The sequence below is a fragment of the Ruegeria atlantica genome (assembly GCF_013032455.1).
Taxonomy (GTDB): domain Bacteria; phylum Pseudomonadota; class Alphaproteobacteria; order Rhodobacterales; family Rhodobacteraceae; genus Ruegeria; species Ruegeria atlantica_B.
In genome coordinates this window covers 157,833-171,925 of sequence record NZ_WQCF01000004.1, presented here as the reverse complement: position 1 = coordinate 171,925, position 14,093 = coordinate 157,833, and the positions used below count along the sequence as shown (strand labels likewise).

Here is a 14,093-nt window from a genome sequence, read left to right as displayed (position 1 = left end):
CCACCGCCGCCCAGGTAGGTGTTAGCTCACTGGTGTGGCGCGTACCAGTTGGAAAGCCCTTCCTGCAGACGATGACCTGCGTCAGCAGCGCTTTCCGCGCCCCGAACGACATTGGCCGATGCGTTCCATGTTTCTAGCTCAAGGTTAGGCTCGCCGCGCGACAGTATTTGATAGGTCGAACGGATGGTGGACTCACATTCATCCCGCCAACCGACAAATTCCTTGGCTAGAGGGTCCTGCAGTTCGACCGGCGCATTCGACAGAGGGAAGAAGCCGGGCAGGGCATTGCCGAAAATCTCTGCGAATTCCGGGCTGGCAACCCACGCCAGGAATGTCTCGGCCGCTTCGCGGTTTTCCGTGGCGGCGTTCATGCCGATCCCGATATCGGTGTGGTCCGAGATATAGCAGGTGTCATTCGCTGCGCGAACCGGCGGTTTGAACGCACCCATCTCAAAATCGGCCTGAGTGTTGAAACCTGAAATTTCCCAACTGCCGGCTGGGTAGATGGCGGCACGACCGAGCGTGAACAGATTCTGACTATCGGGGTAGGTTTGCGCCTCGAAACCGTCTCCGAGATAGTCTTTCCACCTAGCCAATGTCACATAGGGCTCGACCCACTGCGGATCGGTCAATTTCTGTGTGCCACCAATCAGTGCAAGACGCCCTTCTTCACCCTTCCAGTAGTTTGGACCGATGTTGTTGTAGCCCATCGTCGCAGCTTCCCACTGGTCGTTGGTACCCATTGCCATCGGGATATAGGTGCCGTCCTCCCTGATCTTGTCGAGCGCTGCAAAGAATTCGTCTTCGGTAGTCGGAACCTCGATGCCCAGTTCCGCGAAAGCTTCCTTGTTGTAGATGAAACCGTGGATTACCGAAGCCATCGGAACGCAGAATGTGGCCGACCCATCGTCCGTCTGCCAGGCAGATTTGGCAACGTCGGAAAAGTTGGCCATTGCATCCAATCCAGACAGGTCCGCCAGATGTCCGGCGTTATAGAGACCCAGTGATTGATCAAACGGGCGGCAGGTTAGGATGTCACCTGCGGACCCGGCTTCAAGTTTCGCGTTCAAGGCGGCGTCGTATTCTGTTGGGGCAAAAGGGGAGAATACTAACTTGATGCCCGGATGCTTTGCCTCAAACGCTGGAATGATTTGGTCCTGCCAAAGGGTCAGATCGTCATTGCGCCAGCTTTCGATGGTCAGGGTCACGTCCTCGGCATAGGCGGTCGTGGCCATTAGTGTAGAGCCAAGTAAGGCCAGTTTCAGGCTTTTGTTTTTCATGTCTTTCTCCCGGTTTATTTATCTTTGTCATTCTTGTGCGAGCGCGATGCTCAATATTCCATTTGTCGCCTGTAGGCGTGCGTGGGCTTGCTCTGGTGAAACACCCTGCGCGGCGATCAGGATGGCGGGTTTCACATCTCCGCCGGCGATGTCTAAGGCGTGCTTCGCAGTATCAGGGTCAACTTCGGCTATTCCGGCGACGATGCCGATTGCGCGTCCGCGCAGCTTGTCATTGTCCGCGCGCAGATTCACCATCATGCCTTCGTGCACGTGGCCCAATTCGACCGCCATCAGCGAAGACAGCATGTTCAACGCGATCTTTTGAGCGGTCCCTGCACCCATGCGCGTCGATCCTGAGATCAGCTCGGGTGGGGTCGCCAGCAGGATGGGAATATCGGCCGCTTCCAACAGGGGGCTGCCTGCGTTATTCGCAATGCCGATAACAGTCGCGCCGCAGGTCTGGGCGATGTTTGCTGCCGCAATGGTATAGGGTGTTGAGCCGCTGGCTGATACGGCAATGATGGTGTCCATGCCTTGTACTTGGCCCAAGGCTTTCAGCAGGCCGTCAGTAGCGTCTTCAGCGCCGCCCGGCATCTCAGCCCCGGTTGGTAGGCCGCCCGCCATATGGATGCGCAGACGCGCAGGGGGGATCGAGAATGTGCCACCCAATTCCTGTGCATCAGCAGCCGCCATCAAGCCCGAGGATCCGGCTGCAACGTAGTGTAGCACTCCGTCCTCGCGGATTGTGTTCGCCATGGCCTTGGCACCTTGAGCTATATTGCCCAGCGCGTCACGGACAACTGCCGCGGCGGCGATTTGGCCTTCCGCTAATGCGCGTGCCGAGGTGATCAGGTCACCCCGGTTCAACAGTGCTGCATTTGGGTGCAGTTGTTCGGTTTGTGGCAGCGTCAAGAGAATCCCCTCCCATGTGACACCGTATACAATACCTATCTAATACCACTTGTCCATAATTTATTTCTGATTGAGACTTTTTCTGCGTATTAGGTGGAATTCATCGGTATATTTTCCCATTCCGTCCTTTTAAAATCTAAAAAGGTATTATAATGGTATTGTCATGATCGAATCTCATGATAGCGCTGTGTTGGCCGTGGATGGCGGAGGAACGCGATGCCGTGTTGCGTGCGAAATTGATGGCGCTGTCCATTGCTCTGAAACCGGGGCCGCCAATGTATCCACCGATTTTGATGGCGCCCTGAAGCAGATACGGGCTGGATTGGATGCCTTGTCGCGACAGGTTGAGATTAAGGTCGAGGATATGATTGGCTGGCCAGCCTTTATTGGTCTTGCGGGTGTTACCGATGCAGGTATTGCAGGGCGTTTGAGTGACGCGCTGGGTCTGACGAATGCACGAGTTGAAGATGATCGCCCGGCTGCTGTGCGCGGGGCGTTGGGGGCGCAGGATGGTCTGGTCGCTCATTGCGGGACCGGTTCTTTCATTGCGGTGCAAGCCGATGGCGCGATGCGTTTTGCCGGGGGCTGGGGTTCGGTTCTGGGGGATGAGGCCTCGGCTCAGTGGGTCGGACGCCGCGCTTTATCCGAAGCCTTGTGCGCGTATGATGGTACGCAAATTGGGACCAGGCTGACACAAAGTCTGTTGACCGACATGGGCGGTCCTGCTGGCATCGTGCGCTTTGCTAAAAATGCTTCTCCCGCCCAATTCGGCGCGCTTGCGCCGCAGGTGACATCCGAAGCCAAGGAAGGTGACCGTGTTGCCGTGCAAATTTTGCAAGCAGGTTCGGATTACATCGTGGAAATCGCAAATGGGCTTGGTTGGCAACCGGGTCGGACGATCTGCTTGACTGGTGGGATTGCGGGCCACTATGCGACCTACCTGCCTGATAACATGCGATCCGCCGTGCGCCCGCCGCTGGGTGAACCGTTGACTGGCGCTTTGGCATTGGCAAAGGAGATCCGAAATGAGCATCTCTGACTTCTTGCGCGCTGATCTTTGGCTGAGCCCCGACAGGGGGCCGCGATACGTACAATTGCGACGCAGACTTCAAGAGGGGATCGACACGGGCGTTCTGGCACCGAACACGTCATTGCCGTCGGAACGAGAACTGGTCGAAATCACCGACCTGTCGCGCGTCACCGTGCGCAAGGCGATACAGGAGTTGGTTCAAGAGGGCGTGATCGAACAACGTCAGGGCTCGGGCTCGTTCATTCGCGAACGCGTTCCGCGGGTTGAGCAATCGCTGACTCACCTGACATCCTTTACCGAGGACATGTCCAGCCGAGGTATGCAGACCACCTCAAAATGGTTGGAGCGCGGCGTATTCGCGCCAACCCCCGAAGAGGTCGAGGCGCTGAGCCTGCAGGATGGTGAACAGATATCCCGCATATACCGCTTGCGTGAAGCCAATGGCCGCCCGTTGGCGCTGGAGCGGGCGGCATTGCCGTTGGATATCCTGCCGAATCCAATTGAGGTAACGACCTCTTTGTATGAGGTGCTGGAGGCTATGGGGCGGCGACCGGTGCGGGCGGTTCAGAAAATCTCGGCCCTTAACCTTGCTGCGCCCGAAGCTGAGTTGCTGGAGGTGCCCGAAGGGGCAGCCGGGCTGAACATCGAACGTATTTCGTTCCTCAAAAACGGGCGGGTCGCGGAACTGACCCGCTCCCTTTATCGCGGCGACGCCTATGATTTTGTCGCCGAACTGCGGTTGTAACCGGAAAGGCCGGAAAAGCATGTCAGAACACAGTTCGAAAATGCGGCAGGAGATTCTGGAAATCCCTGCCGCCGTTGATCGTTTGCTTGGCGAGGGTGAAGCCAACATTCAGGATGCCGCTCACCGGGTGAAACAGGCCGATCCCCGATTTCTGATCACGGTTGCGCGCGGATCATCTGACCATGCCTGTACTTATTTGAAATATGCCAGCGAGTTGTTGCTGAAACTACCCGTCGCCTCGGTGGGGCCATCGGTCAGTTCGATCTATGGCTCGGATTTGCGAGCTGAAGGTGCGGTCTGCCTGTCTGTTTCTCAGTCCGGTCAAAGCCCGGACATCGTTGGTATGACGCGGTCTCTGAAGGCGTCGGGCGGGATGACCATTGCAATCACCAACAATACAGCGTCGCGGCTGGCCGAGGTGGCGGACGCGATGCTGCCTCTTCACGCCGGACCCGAGTTGAGTGTGGCGGCTACCAAAACATTTGTTACTTCACTGGTGGCGGGGCTGTGGTTGTTGGCCGAAGTGAAAGAGGATGACGCGCTGATCGGTGCAATCCGATCTTTGCCGGGGCATCTTGAAAAGGCCGCCCTATGTGATTGGTCGGCAGCGGCCGAGACGATCACGGGTCGTTCGCTGTTCACTCTGGGCCGTGGACCGTCATACGCGATGTCCAATGAGGCGGCGCTGAAGATCAAGGAAACCTGCCAAATCCACGCTGAAAGTTATTCGGCGGCCGAGGTTCTGCACGGACCGGTCTCAATCGTGGAAGAAGGGTTCCCGACCATCGTTTTCGCCGCTCGTGATGCGGCCGAACAGGCGACTGCCGAGGCTGCGGATGCGCTGGCTGGCAAAGGGGCAACGGTGTTTGCTGCAACCGACAAGGTGACCCGCGCAAACAGTTTGCCGGTAACGCGTACCGATCATTGGCTGACCGACCCCATATCCGCCATCACTTCATTTTACAGCATGGTCGAATCCGTGGCCTGCGCTCGCGGAATCGACCCTGATGCGCCGCGCCATCTTAGAAAGGTGACAGAGACGGTATGACTTCTGGTTCGATAACATTTCGCAATGGGGCTCTGTTTGACGGCAGGGGTTTGCATTTCGGTCACGCCATAACCTTTCGTGATGGCAGGTTGGCCGGGATGGTACCCGACGAAAGTGCACCGAAGGACGGGCAGGTTGTCGATTTGAACGGGGACATTCTGTGCCCCGGATTCGTCGATCTGCAGGTGAACGGTGGCGACGGTGTAATGTTCAACGATGATCCTTCGGTGGACTCGATCCGACGGATTGCGGAAGCGCATCGCCGATTGGGCGTGGCGTCGTTGCTGCCGACGCTGATCACCGACACACCTGAGAAAACCCAAGCCGCCATTGAGGCCGCGATACAGGCGGTTCAGGCAGGTGTGCCGGGCGTCGCAGGGTTGCACCTGGAGGGGCCACATTTATCCGTGGCGCGTAAGGGCGCGCATGACGGGGCCTTGATCCGACCGATGGAAGAGGCAGATCTGGCGGCGCTGATAAAAGCGGCAGGGGAATTGCCCTGCCTCATGGTGACGCTTGCACCCGAATCTGTCTCGGAAAAGCAGGTTCTGGCCCTGTGTGAGGCGGGTGTACTGGTGTCGCTGGGTCATAGCGATGCGGATTTTATGATCTGTCAGCGCTATGCCACGGCGGGCGCGCGTTGTGTCACCCATCTTTTCAACGCTATGAGCCAGATGGGTAATCGCGAACCCGGTCTGGTCGGGGCGGCGCTGGCCAATGGGGGACTTTCGGCGGGGATAATTGCAGATGGCATCCATGTTCACCCCGAGGTGATGCGCGCGGCGTGGGCCGCCAAAACCGCGCCCGGTCAGATCTTTCTGGTTAGCGATGCCATGGCTGTGGCGGGCACCGATCAAACCGCGTTCGAGCTGGAGGGTCGTCGGATTACGCGAACGGATGGGCGCCTGACGCTTGAGGACGGAACACTGGCCGGGGCAGATCTCGATTTAACTACGGCCATTTGCACTCTGGTCACACAAGTTGGTGTTCCATTGCAGGATGCGCTGGCCGCTGCAACGACCTATCCGGCAACATTGATCGGCCAAACGGCTGCACAACAGCTTCGATACGACATGATGATCCGGATTTCGGCTAGTCTAGATTCGTGTTCGTGGCTGACTGATCTGGGATAAAACGCCGGGCGTTTGGTGTTCCCGTCTTTTGGGCTGTGCGGAAATTGAAAACTACAACCGAAGGGCGCTTGACGGCACCTGACGCATCCCTTAAACCGACCCCCGCTGAGCGGGCGTCGTATACTGGCTATTACCTCAGCCTTCCAAGCTAGTGATCAAGTTTTCCGGATCATTCATTTTCATTCCATACTATTCATTTTATTGACTTTAATTGTTCATCCGTGTTCCTGTGGTTGTCAGGATTTTCTTGCTTATACCGACAAAAAGCCGACAAAATGCCAAAACTTACAGAGACCTTCGCACGTAAAACACCGCAGACAAAAGACGGAACAGTCAAGCACTGGGACAACGAGATAAAAGGGCTGGTGCTCTTCGTCGGAAAGCGCTCAAAGACCTGGTACTTTCAGAAAGACGTTGGGGGCCAAACGCGGCGGATTCTGATTGGCCGATATCCTACGATCTCTGCTGATGCTGCTCGGCAAACAGCATTGGGTTTTGCGCTGGAATGGGGCAGGGGCGCTGGCAAGAAGATCCAGATTGGGGCGCCGACGCTGGAAGTTGCAATGGAGTCCTACCTGGCCAGACCCAAGTTGCGGTCGGAGGCACATCGGTCCGGTTTGCGGCAGCAGTTCGACAACCACCTCAAGGACTGGCTTCGCTTGCCGTTGGACGAGATCACGAAAGGGAGGCTTTGTCGCATTCTTTTCTGAAGTATGAATGTTTGTTAGAAGTTGCTGTGTTTAGACAGCTAGTTCCGCAAACTGTTTGAACGGACAGATCTCGAGTCCGAACTGACCCTTTCGGATCATCTGCGCAACTTCAATCCCTTCAAGCGTTGCAGAAGCGGAGGCGAATGACTTGAAACCGAGCATTGGGCGGATCCGGCGTTTGATAAATCGATGGTCTTGTTCAATGATGTTGTTTAGGAATTTTCGCCTCACCATCTCGATTGGGACCGGGCAACCAAAGCCTTTCAACATCTTGTTGATGGCCTTGATACCGGCAGTGTTGGCGCCGCTTTTGTCGATCACTATCTTTCTTGGGAGCCCGTTTACCTCGAGCGCACGAGCGAAGAATATTGTCGCCGCAGCTTTGCTCCGCCGTTCGGACAGCATAAAATCAAGGGTCTTACCGTGTTTGTCTACCGCCCGGTATAGGTAGACCCATACTCCTTTAACGCGCACATAGGTTTCGTCCATTCGCCAGGATCGACCGCAGCAACGCTTCTGACGACGTGCCCGGTCGGCGACCAGAGGTGCGTATTTGACGATCCATCGGTTTAGCGTGGCGTGATCTACCTTAACGCCACGCTCGGCCAGGATTTCTTCCAAGTCACGGTACGACACCGAGAAGCGCAGATAGAAGAACACCGCGTGCAAAATCACGTCCCTTGGGAAATGAGCGCCTTTGAATGATATTGTCACTGCCCGCCTCGTTCGAAATCCGAGACGCCATTAACACGGAGGCGACGGAGCCGAAAGTTTGCGACAAAGCCGCTATTTCGGTCTCAATCCCAGGGTGCGCCAATCCGGAGACAAACCCGCCTATCATGGACGGATCACCAAGCAGGGTAGATCGCATGCGCGGGCGATGCTGGTGGAGGCGGCCTGGTCGGTCTCCCGTACATCCGGTCCGCTAAGGGCATTCTTCAGGAGGATCAAAGAAAAACGGGGCAACCAAGTTGCCGCAGTTGCGACGGGGCGGAAGCTAACGGTTGTTGTCTGTCACATGTTGTCCAAAGGCGAGGAATACATCTGGAACCGCCCCGCTCTGTCGGAATGGAAGCTGAGAAAGCTGGAACTGGCCGCCGGATACCCCTCTCACCGCGGTGGCAGGACAAAGGGCTCCGCTGCTGACTACAGCTTGAAAACGGTGCGCGACCGGGAAAGGGAGGCCGCCGGCCACGCCGAAGAGGTTTACCGGCGTTTTGGGGTCGGTTTCACTTGGAAACGTTCAAATTCTTCTGAGCGTTGTTTGCCGGTCATTTAATTTTCCCCGACACTCCGAAACCGTCGCACCAGGTAATCTACGAACGCTCGGGTTTTCGGCGCTAGATTGCGCCTGTCGGCAAACATCACGACGATATCAGTGCTGGGTGGTGCGTATCCCGGCATAACATGGATGAGTTCGCCGGATTTAAACTTGCAGTCTGCGATGTAACAGGGGAGCCGCGCGATCCCTATCCCAGCTAGTGCCGCTCGAAAGACGACATCCGTGCTGTTTCCCTCAAAACTGCCCGTTGCTTCAAATTCATCGCCTGCCGTGGGTTCGATGCTTTTCCAAGTGTTCCTTTGGCTTCCTCCTGCAAGCCTGAGGCAATTGTGGTCGGCCAACTCGGCAAAATTCGACGGTGTTCCAGACCGCTCAATGTATCCAGGTGAAGCACAAAGCACCCTGCGGCTCCGCATGATGCGCCTAACGACCACATCTGGGTTCTTGCGTTGTTCAGCAAAGCAGATTGCTACATCGAACCCTTCACTCCGAAGATCTATCTCACGGTCGGTTAAATCCAACGACACTTGAACCTCGAGATTCTCTTCCATGAATTCAGGCAGAGCAGGGATCAGCTGGGACTTACCAAAGGCGACCGTGGACGCGACTCTGAGTAATCCGCGCGGGATGCCGTCAAAGTTATGTATCATCGCTTCGGCTTCTTTGAATTTATCAGCCATCGCTTTGCATTTTTCGTAGAATGCTTGGCCTTCTTGCGTCGGGGAGACACCTGTTCTGGTGCGATTCAGAAGGCGGTAGTGCACCTGATCTTCGAGCAAGCCGATCTGCTTGCTTACAGCCGATGGGGTTTGTCTCATTGATCGTGCAGCCGCAGATATGCTTCCCTGCTCGACGACCGTCGCAAAGATTAACATTTGAGCAGAGATATCCATGTCATGACCCTTGCTGTTCCAATCTGGCATGGGGCCTTTGCCAAATTGCCAAATTGAGAGCGCTACCAAACTCGCCTACCTCTGCATTGCAGCATAAATACTGCATTGCAGCAATGGGCGAGGTAATATCATGGCAATTACTCGATCAAACAGCGGGCTGGATGTCGTTTTCGAAGCTGGCCGCACGTTCTTTCATCAAAAGTTGGACACGATGCGAAATGCACAGTCCAAGCGCAGGATTTATCGCGCATCGTATTATGAGCTCTCAGTTCTGTCTGACCGCGACCTGACAGATCTGGGCATCCCGCGCAGTAACATCAAAAAACTCGCTTTGGAGGCCGCCTATGGCTGTTGACACCCAGACGGTTGGTACAAATCGCGGTCATACTATCGCCCAATCAATCAGCTTCTTGGCGTGGATCGGATCCACAGCAAATGCCGCCTTAAAGGCACTGCAAATGGCTCGAATGCTCTCCACACTTTCGAACATGAGCGACTATCAACTCTCTCAGATCGGAATTTCGCGATCCGATATCCCAAAATATGCCGCGAAGTTAATGGCTGACTAATTGATCCGAGGCTCTCTACGTCAGAGGGCAACACGAAATTTGCTGGTTCTCGCTCCTCCCAGAGTAAGCCAGCATACGCGGGGGCGAAAATGCCAACAGGGAGCGCCAACGCACGGGCCAGCACTTTCAACTCCTCCCGAAAGTGCTGGCTCGATAATTTTAGACGAATTTGCAGGACCAGAACTAGAAGGGCTTGTGGGTGGAAAGACAGCGATCTGCACTATCCAGCGCATGTTAGAGAGTTTTGCCGCGCCTACCCCGTGCACCTATTCTATCGGGATTAAATCTTGGAAAAACCCAGCCTTGAAAGGGCACCGGCCACAGCCGGTTCCGCTATGCGAACCTCGCGGATCGCGTCTGCAAGCATAATTCCCTACTCGACGAGCGCATCAACTTGCCGCAGTTTCTGACTATTTCTTCTGACCTTGTCTCTTGTTCGACATTCTCGGTCCTCCGTTTCCCAAACATAACGGTGATCCAAATCAAATGGAGCATTCCACTCTCTCCAGCCTAGACACCTCCAAGATGACGCGGTCTGCCGCTCAGGGCGGGTGGAGCGATCTTTGCACGGCTTTAATGACAGTCTCTCAGGCCTACCAGAAACTGGTTGGAATTCAACTTACAGCACCTCTCGGGACCTGTATGCACCGAAGCTATGACAAAATTGTTGCAGTCGCTTCACCGTTCCGCGAACTCATTTAAGATAGGTGTTAAACCAATCAATAGTGCGATCCCAAGCTAGGTTTGCCATCTCCTCATCATAACGCGGCGTGCTGTCGTTGTGAAAACCATGGTTGGCATTTTCGTAGATATAGGCCTCGTAAACCTTATCATTGGATTGCAGAGCGGCTTCAAAATCTGGCCAACCTGCATTGATGCGTTCGTCAAGCTCTCCCATCTGAACAAGTAACGGTGCCTGAATTTTGGGTACATCTTCTGTTGCAGGCTGACGTCCGTAGAATGGCACTCCTGCCGAAAGTTCGGGGTAGGCCACGGCAATTGCGCTGACCACTCCACCGCCATAGCAGAAACCCACCGCGCCGACCTTTCCGGTGCAATCTTCTCGGTTCAGCAGGTATTCGAACCCGTTGAAGAAATCGTTCATCAACTCGACACCGTCCACTGTCTTTTGCAATTCGCGCCCATCGGCGTCGTTGCCCGGGTAGCCGCCAACTGATGTCAGACCGTCGGGGGCCAGCGCCATAAAACCGGCTTTTGCCAACCTACGCGCCACATCCTCGATGTAAGGATTCAAACCGCGGTTTTCGTGGATCACCAGCACCCCAGGAAGGGGCTCCTCAACGCCAGCGGGCCGGACAAGATAACCTCGGACATCACCGGTTCCATTGGGGGACGGATAGGTAATGTAGTCTGCGTGGATATCGGGATCGTTGAATGACACTTGCTGAGCCATCGCATAATTCGGGCTGAGCATGTTCAGCAACGCAACCGCTGTCACGCCGCCGACCGCGAACTTACCGGCGCGGTCCAGGAATTGGCGCTTGGTGATCTTGCCGTGCGCGTAAAAGTCATACAGGTCCAGAAGTTCCCGGTCGAAGTCTTTTGCCGTCATGCGGGTCATTATGGATCTCCTAATGAGTTTGGCAGTCTGAAGGGGAGGGTAGTATCCGATCTGAAAGTCTTTATTTGATTGAGCGTCTGGATGGGCTTACTAAGATTCTGCCGGCGACAGTTCCATGTCCGCGTACCGTTCGCGCAGCACGTTCTTTTGAACTTTTCCCATAGTGTTTCGCGGCAATTCCGAGACGAATTCGTAGCGGCGCGGATGTTTGAAGCGCGACAGCTTGTCCCTGATGGTCTCAGCAATCTGATCCGCTTCAAGTTTTACGCTTGGCTCAATAACCAGAGCGGCGATGATTGCTTCGCCAAAATCGTTGTCGGGGACGCCGAAAACCGCCGATTCCAGAACACCGCCGATGTCGTTCAGTATCTCTTCAATTTCTTTGGGATACACGTTGTAACCACCGGTAATGATCAGGTCTTTCGACCGGCCCACAATCGATAGATAGCTGTCCTCGCTGAATTGGCCCAAGTCCCCGGTGATGAAGAACCCGTTCTCTCGCAACTCTTCGGCGGTTTTCTCGGGCATCTGCCAATAGCCTTTGAACACGTTGGGGCCGCGGACTTCGATCATTCCAACTTCGCCCGGGGGCACTGGTTCTCCGGTTTCCGTATGTGTCACGATCACCTCGATGCCGGGCAGTGCCATGCCGACAGTTCCCGCGCGACGTTCGCCACTATAGGGGTTAGAGGTGTTCATGTTTGTCTCGGTCATGCCATAGCGCTCAAGTATGCGGTGGCCGGTGCGCGTTTCGAATGCCTGATGGGTTTCGGCAAGCAGGGGGGCAGAGCCCGAGACGAACAGGCGCATGTTCCCTGTGATCTCTTTTGTGAACCGGTCGTCTGCCAACAGTCTGGTATAGAAAGTGGGAACCCCCATCAAAAGGGTCGACTGGGGCAATTCATCCAGGATGGCGCCGAGGTCGAACTTTTGCATAAGGCGAACTCTGGCACCGGCGAGTAGTGACGTATTCATCGCCACGAAAAGCCCGTGCGTGTGAAAGATCGGCAGCGCGTGAACCAAGCGATCGTCGTTTGTGATACCCCACAGACCAACAAGAGCTTGGGCGTTGGACAATAGGTTTTGATGGCTCAGCATTGCGCCTTTGGAACGGCCTGTGGTGCCTGATGTGTAGAGCAACGCGGCAAGATCGTCCGGAGCGCGATCTACGGTTTCGAATACGCAGGGCTGCGCGTCGGCCTCGCTGCTCAGGCTAGGGTAAACGCCGCCGAGTGTCCGCAGCTTCGCCCCAGACCGAGCCGCCAATTTTCCGACTTCAATTTCGTCTCTGCTGTCGCAAACGATCATCGAAGGTTGGGCATCAGAGATGAAATAGTCCAACTCTGCCAATGTGTAGGCAGTGTTAAGCGGCAGATAGACTGCACCTGCCTGTACCGAAGCGGCGTAGAGGGCAATCGTATCGGCCAGCTTGGGTGCTTGCACAACGATGCGATCGCCTGGTGAAACGCCGTTGTTTTGCAAAACATGCGCGACCTGCGCGGTGCGCTTCAAAAACGCGTCATAGGACACAACCTGGTCATCGTCGAGTTGCAGGAACGGAGCCTCGTTGCCCTCATGCCGGGCAAACAGGCTGTCGTATAGAGTGTTGGTCACGCGGTATTTTCCCTTGGCTTGGTCGCAAGCGCAGCGGTTGAGGCCGCGCGAACAGAACGCGAGGCTTCGATCGTCGCATGTGTCGCGAACTCTTCGTGATGACGTTCTGTTTTGTTTAAATCGTACAGGTAGTTCACCATCGCACCGCCGGATTGTGATCGTCCGTTCGGTGACAAATCGGCTTCGGCGTGCAACTCGTGCAACTCGGCACCGTTTCCGAGGTGAAAGCGGGCCACGGGATCCAGCGGCATCCCATCCTCGCGCTTGGCGAACAACAGGTACCGGGCGGCCATTGCGCGCAAATCTTGCGGGGAGGTTGTTGCCGCAAGTACGGCTTCGGCGGCGTGGCCGTGCTCAGGATTGTCTGTTTCGCCCTCTAGCCAACGGTTCAGTCCCGGTATCGGCGACAAGGTCACAAATGTATCAAGCCCCTCAAGTTCTCGCGACAGCTCAGTTACAACCTGTTTGATCAACAGATTGCCAAAGCTGATACCGGTTAAACCTTTCTGGCAATTCGAGATAGAGTAGAACGCCGCGACTTTCGCTTGTTCGGTTTCGATCGGTTCCCGATCTTCGGACAAAAGCGCATCGATTGCGTCTGGAACTTCAGCCGTCAAAGCAACTTCGACAAAAATCAGCGGCTCATCTGGCATCGAAGGATGGAAGAATGCAAAGCAACGACGATCCGGCGGGTAGAGCCTGCGTCGCAGATCATCTAGATCGTTGATTTGATGGACCGCTTCGTAGGCAACGATCTTGTCCAAAACGCGGGCAGGGGTATCCCAACTGATTTGTTTGAGGACAAGAAAGCCCCGATTGAACCAGCTTCTCAGCAAATGAACGAAATCAATATCTGTTCGTTTGAGCTCGGGGTTGGATTTAAGAAAGCGCAATAGGTCAACGCGCATTGCTACGAGTTCTTGTGTCGCGCCGGATGGTTGGTTCAATCGGCGCAACAACTCTTGCCGTTTGGGTTCCGCGACTTCGCTAAGCCTTTGATATAAATTGACACTTCTGTCGTTGGCATAGAGGCTTGCCACTTCGGTAAGCTGATCCGCGTCCAGCTCAAGTTGGTCATTCAAATAGGCAAAAAACTCCAATTTCTCGGGGTCTTCTAAGGTCTGGTACCGATCAAGAATTGTGGAGGCGAGGGTGAACCCCGATACTTCGCCTTCTGCGGACAACAAGGCCTCACAAAGCTCTGCAATGGATCGATAGTCATCGTTGCCGCGCTTTTTGCCGGGACGATCGAACAGCTGATTCAGCAGATCGCCCAGAAACCAGTTCCGCTGCAT

Annotated in this window: 14 protein-coding genes and 1 pseudogene; 8 read left to right on the top strand and 7 right to left on the bottom strand. The window is 55.4% G+C overall.

Annotated elements, in window-relative coordinates:
• Window positions 1-26 precede the first annotated feature (26 nt).
• Window positions 27-1,280 carry an ABC transporter substrate-binding protein gene (locus tag GOW93_RS09635; RefSeq protein WP_170383516.1) on the bottom strand — a complete coding sequence of 418 codons (1,254 nt, stop codon included), beginning with the start codon at window positions 1,278-1,280 and terminating at the stop codon, window positions 27-29.
• Window positions 1,281-1,307: 27 nt separating this feature from the next.
• Window positions 1,308-2,192, bottom strand: coding sequence for an N-acetylmuramic acid 6-phosphate etherase (locus GOW93_RS09630; RefSeq protein ID WP_170383514.1), 885 nt, complete (start codon window positions 2,190-2,192; stop codon window positions 1,308-1,310).
• Between the two features lie 163 nt (window positions 2,193-2,355).
• On the opposite strand from GOW93_RS09630, the gene GOW93_RS09625 reads away from it, so the two are divergent.
• The 5 genes and pseudogenes from GOW93_RS09625 to GOW93_RS09605 form a co-directional block, all read left to right on the top strand.
• Window positions 2,356-3,231, top strand: coding sequence for a BadF/BadG/BcrA/BcrD ATPase family protein (locus tag GOW93_RS09625; protein WP_170383512.1), 876 nt, complete (start codon window positions 2,356-2,358; stop codon window positions 3,229-3,231).
• Window positions 3,218-3,967, top strand: coding sequence for a GntR family transcriptional regulator (locus tag GOW93_RS09620; protein ID WP_170383511.1), 750 nt, complete (start codon window positions 3,218-3,220; stop codon window positions 3,965-3,967). The genes GOW93_RS09625 and GOW93_RS09620 overlap by 14 nt, the downstream gene beginning before the upstream one ends.
• 19 nt (window positions 3,968-3,986) lie before the next feature.
• The gene (locus GOW93_RS09615) at window positions 3,987-5,015 is read left to right on the top strand and encodes an SIS domain-containing protein (protein WP_170383509.1); all 1,029 of its coding nucleotides are present in this window, start codon (window positions 3,987-3,989) and stop codon (window positions 5,013-5,015) included.
• Window positions 5,012-6,148 (top strand): N-acetylglucosamine-6-phosphate deacetylase, encoded by a 1,137-nt coding sequence (nagA, locus tag GOW93_RS09610; RefSeq protein ID WP_170383507.1) that lies wholly within the window; start codon window positions 5,012-5,014, stop codon window positions 6,146-6,148. Before GOW93_RS09615 ends, nagA begins: the two co-directional genes overlap by 4 nt.
• A 275-nt stretch (window positions 6,149-6,423) precedes the next feature.
• Window positions 6,424-6,846: pseudogene (locus GOW93_RS09605) on the top strand (Arm DNA-binding domain-containing protein); the annotation flags it as partial.
• A gap of 42 nt (window positions 6,847-6,888) precedes the next feature.
• Here the strand turns inward: GOW93_RS09605 and GOW93_RS09600 are convergent.
• Complete coding sequence (locus GOW93_RS09600) at window positions 6,889-7,572, bottom strand: IS6 family transposase (RefSeq protein ID WP_170383503.1); 684 nt, start codon at window positions 7,570-7,572, stop codon at window positions 6,889-6,891.
• A gap of 58 nt (window positions 7,573-7,630) precedes the next feature.
• On the opposite strand from GOW93_RS09600, the gene GOW93_RS09595 reads away from it, so the two are divergent.
• On the top strand, window positions 7,631-8,137 hold the full coding sequence (locus GOW93_RS09595; protein WP_170383501.1) for a transposase: 507 nt from the start codon (window positions 7,631-7,633) through the stop codon (window positions 8,135-8,137).
• Here the strand turns inward: GOW93_RS09595 and GOW93_RS09590 are convergent.
• The gene (locus tag GOW93_RS09590; RefSeq protein ID WP_170383803.1) at window positions 8,134-9,033 is read right to left on the bottom strand and encodes a LysR family transcriptional regulator; all 900 of its coding nucleotides are present in this window, start codon (window positions 9,031-9,033) and stop codon (window positions 8,134-8,136) included. The two genes, GOW93_RS09595 and GOW93_RS09590, sit on opposite strands and share 4 nt — an antisense overlap.
• Before the next feature lie 130 nt (window positions 9,034-9,163).
• Between GOW93_RS09590 and GOW93_RS09585 the strand changes: the two genes are divergently transcribed.
• Together GOW93_RS09585 and GOW93_RS09580 are read left to right on the top strand one after the other, a co-directional pair.
• Entirely contained in the window at window positions 9,164-9,388 is a 225-nt protein-coding gene (locus GOW93_RS09585; RefSeq protein ID WP_254443507.1) for a DUF1127 domain-containing protein, read from the top strand.
• Window positions 9,378-9,602 carry a DUF1127 domain-containing protein gene (locus GOW93_RS09580; RefSeq protein WP_170383499.1) on the top strand — a complete coding sequence of 75 codons (225 nt, stop codon included), beginning with the start codon at window positions 9,378-9,380 and terminating at the stop codon, window positions 9,600-9,602. The genes GOW93_RS09585 and GOW93_RS09580 overlap by 11 nt, the downstream gene beginning before the upstream one ends.
• Before the next feature lie 694 nt (window positions 9,603-10,296).
• Here GOW93_RS09580 and yghX read toward each other — a convergent pair.
• The 3 genes from yghX to GOW93_RS09565 form a co-directional block, all read right to left on the bottom strand.
• The gene (gene yghX, locus GOW93_RS09575; RefSeq protein WP_170383497.1) at window positions 10,297-11,184 is read right to left on the bottom strand and encodes a YghX family hydrolase; all 888 of its coding nucleotides are present in this window, start codon (window positions 11,182-11,184) and stop codon (window positions 10,297-10,299) included.
• Between the two features lie 90 nt (window positions 11,185-11,274).
• A complete protein-coding gene (locus tag GOW93_RS09570) occupies window positions 11,275-12,798 on the bottom strand; it encodes a malonate--CoA ligase (RefSeq protein ID WP_170383495.1) in 1,524 nt (507 codons plus the stop codon).
• Entirely contained in the window at window positions 12,795-14,093 is a 1,299-nt protein-coding gene (locus GOW93_RS09565; RefSeq protein WP_170383494.1) for a malonyl-CoA decarboxylase, read from the bottom strand. Before GOW93_RS09565 ends, GOW93_RS09570 begins: the two co-directional genes overlap by 4 nt.

What these genes read in the sequence shown, in the direction of transcription:
- GOW93_RS09635 (WP_170383516.1), bottom strand. Translation starts at nt 1,280, where the DNA reads ATGAAAAACAAAAGCCTGAAACTGGCCTTACTTGGCTCTACACTAATG.
- GOW93_RS09625 (WP_170383512.1), top strand. Translation starts at nt 2,356, where the DNA reads ATGATCGAATCTCATGATAGCGCTGTGTTGGCCGTGGATGGCGGAGGA.
- GOW93_RS09620 (WP_170383511.1), top strand. Translation starts at nt 3,218, where the DNA reads ATGAGCATCTCTGACTTCTTGCGCGCTGATCTTTGGCTGAGCCCCGAC.
- GOW93_RS09615 (WP_170383509.1), top strand. Translation starts at nt 3,987, where the DNA reads ATGTCAGAACACAGTTCGAAAATGCGGCAGGAGATTCTGGAAATCCCT.
- nagA (WP_170383507.1), top strand. Translation starts at nt 5,012, where the DNA reads ATGACTTCTGGTTCGATAACATTTCGCAATGGGGCTCTGTTTGACGGC.
- GOW93_RS09590 (WP_170383803.1), bottom strand. Translation starts at nt 9,033, where the DNA reads ATGGATATCTCTGCTCAAATGTTAATCTTTGCGACGGTCGTCGAGCAG.
- GOW93_RS09585 (WP_254443507.1), top strand. Translation starts at nt 9,164, where the DNA reads ATGGCAATTACTCGATCAAACAGCGGGCTGGATGTCGTTTTCGAAGCT.
- GOW93_RS09580 (WP_170383499.1), top strand. Translation starts at nt 9,378, where the DNA reads ATGGCTGTTGACACCCAGACGGTTGGTACAAATCGCGGTCATACTATC.
- yghX (WP_170383497.1), bottom strand. Translation starts at nt 11,184, where the DNA reads ATGACCCGCATGACGGCAAAAGACTTCGACCGGGAACTTCTGGACCTG.
- GOW93_RS09565 (WP_170383494.1), bottom strand. Translation starts at nt 14,093, where the DNA reads ATGCAGCGGAACTGGTTTCTGGGCGATCTGCTGAATCAGCTGTTCGAT.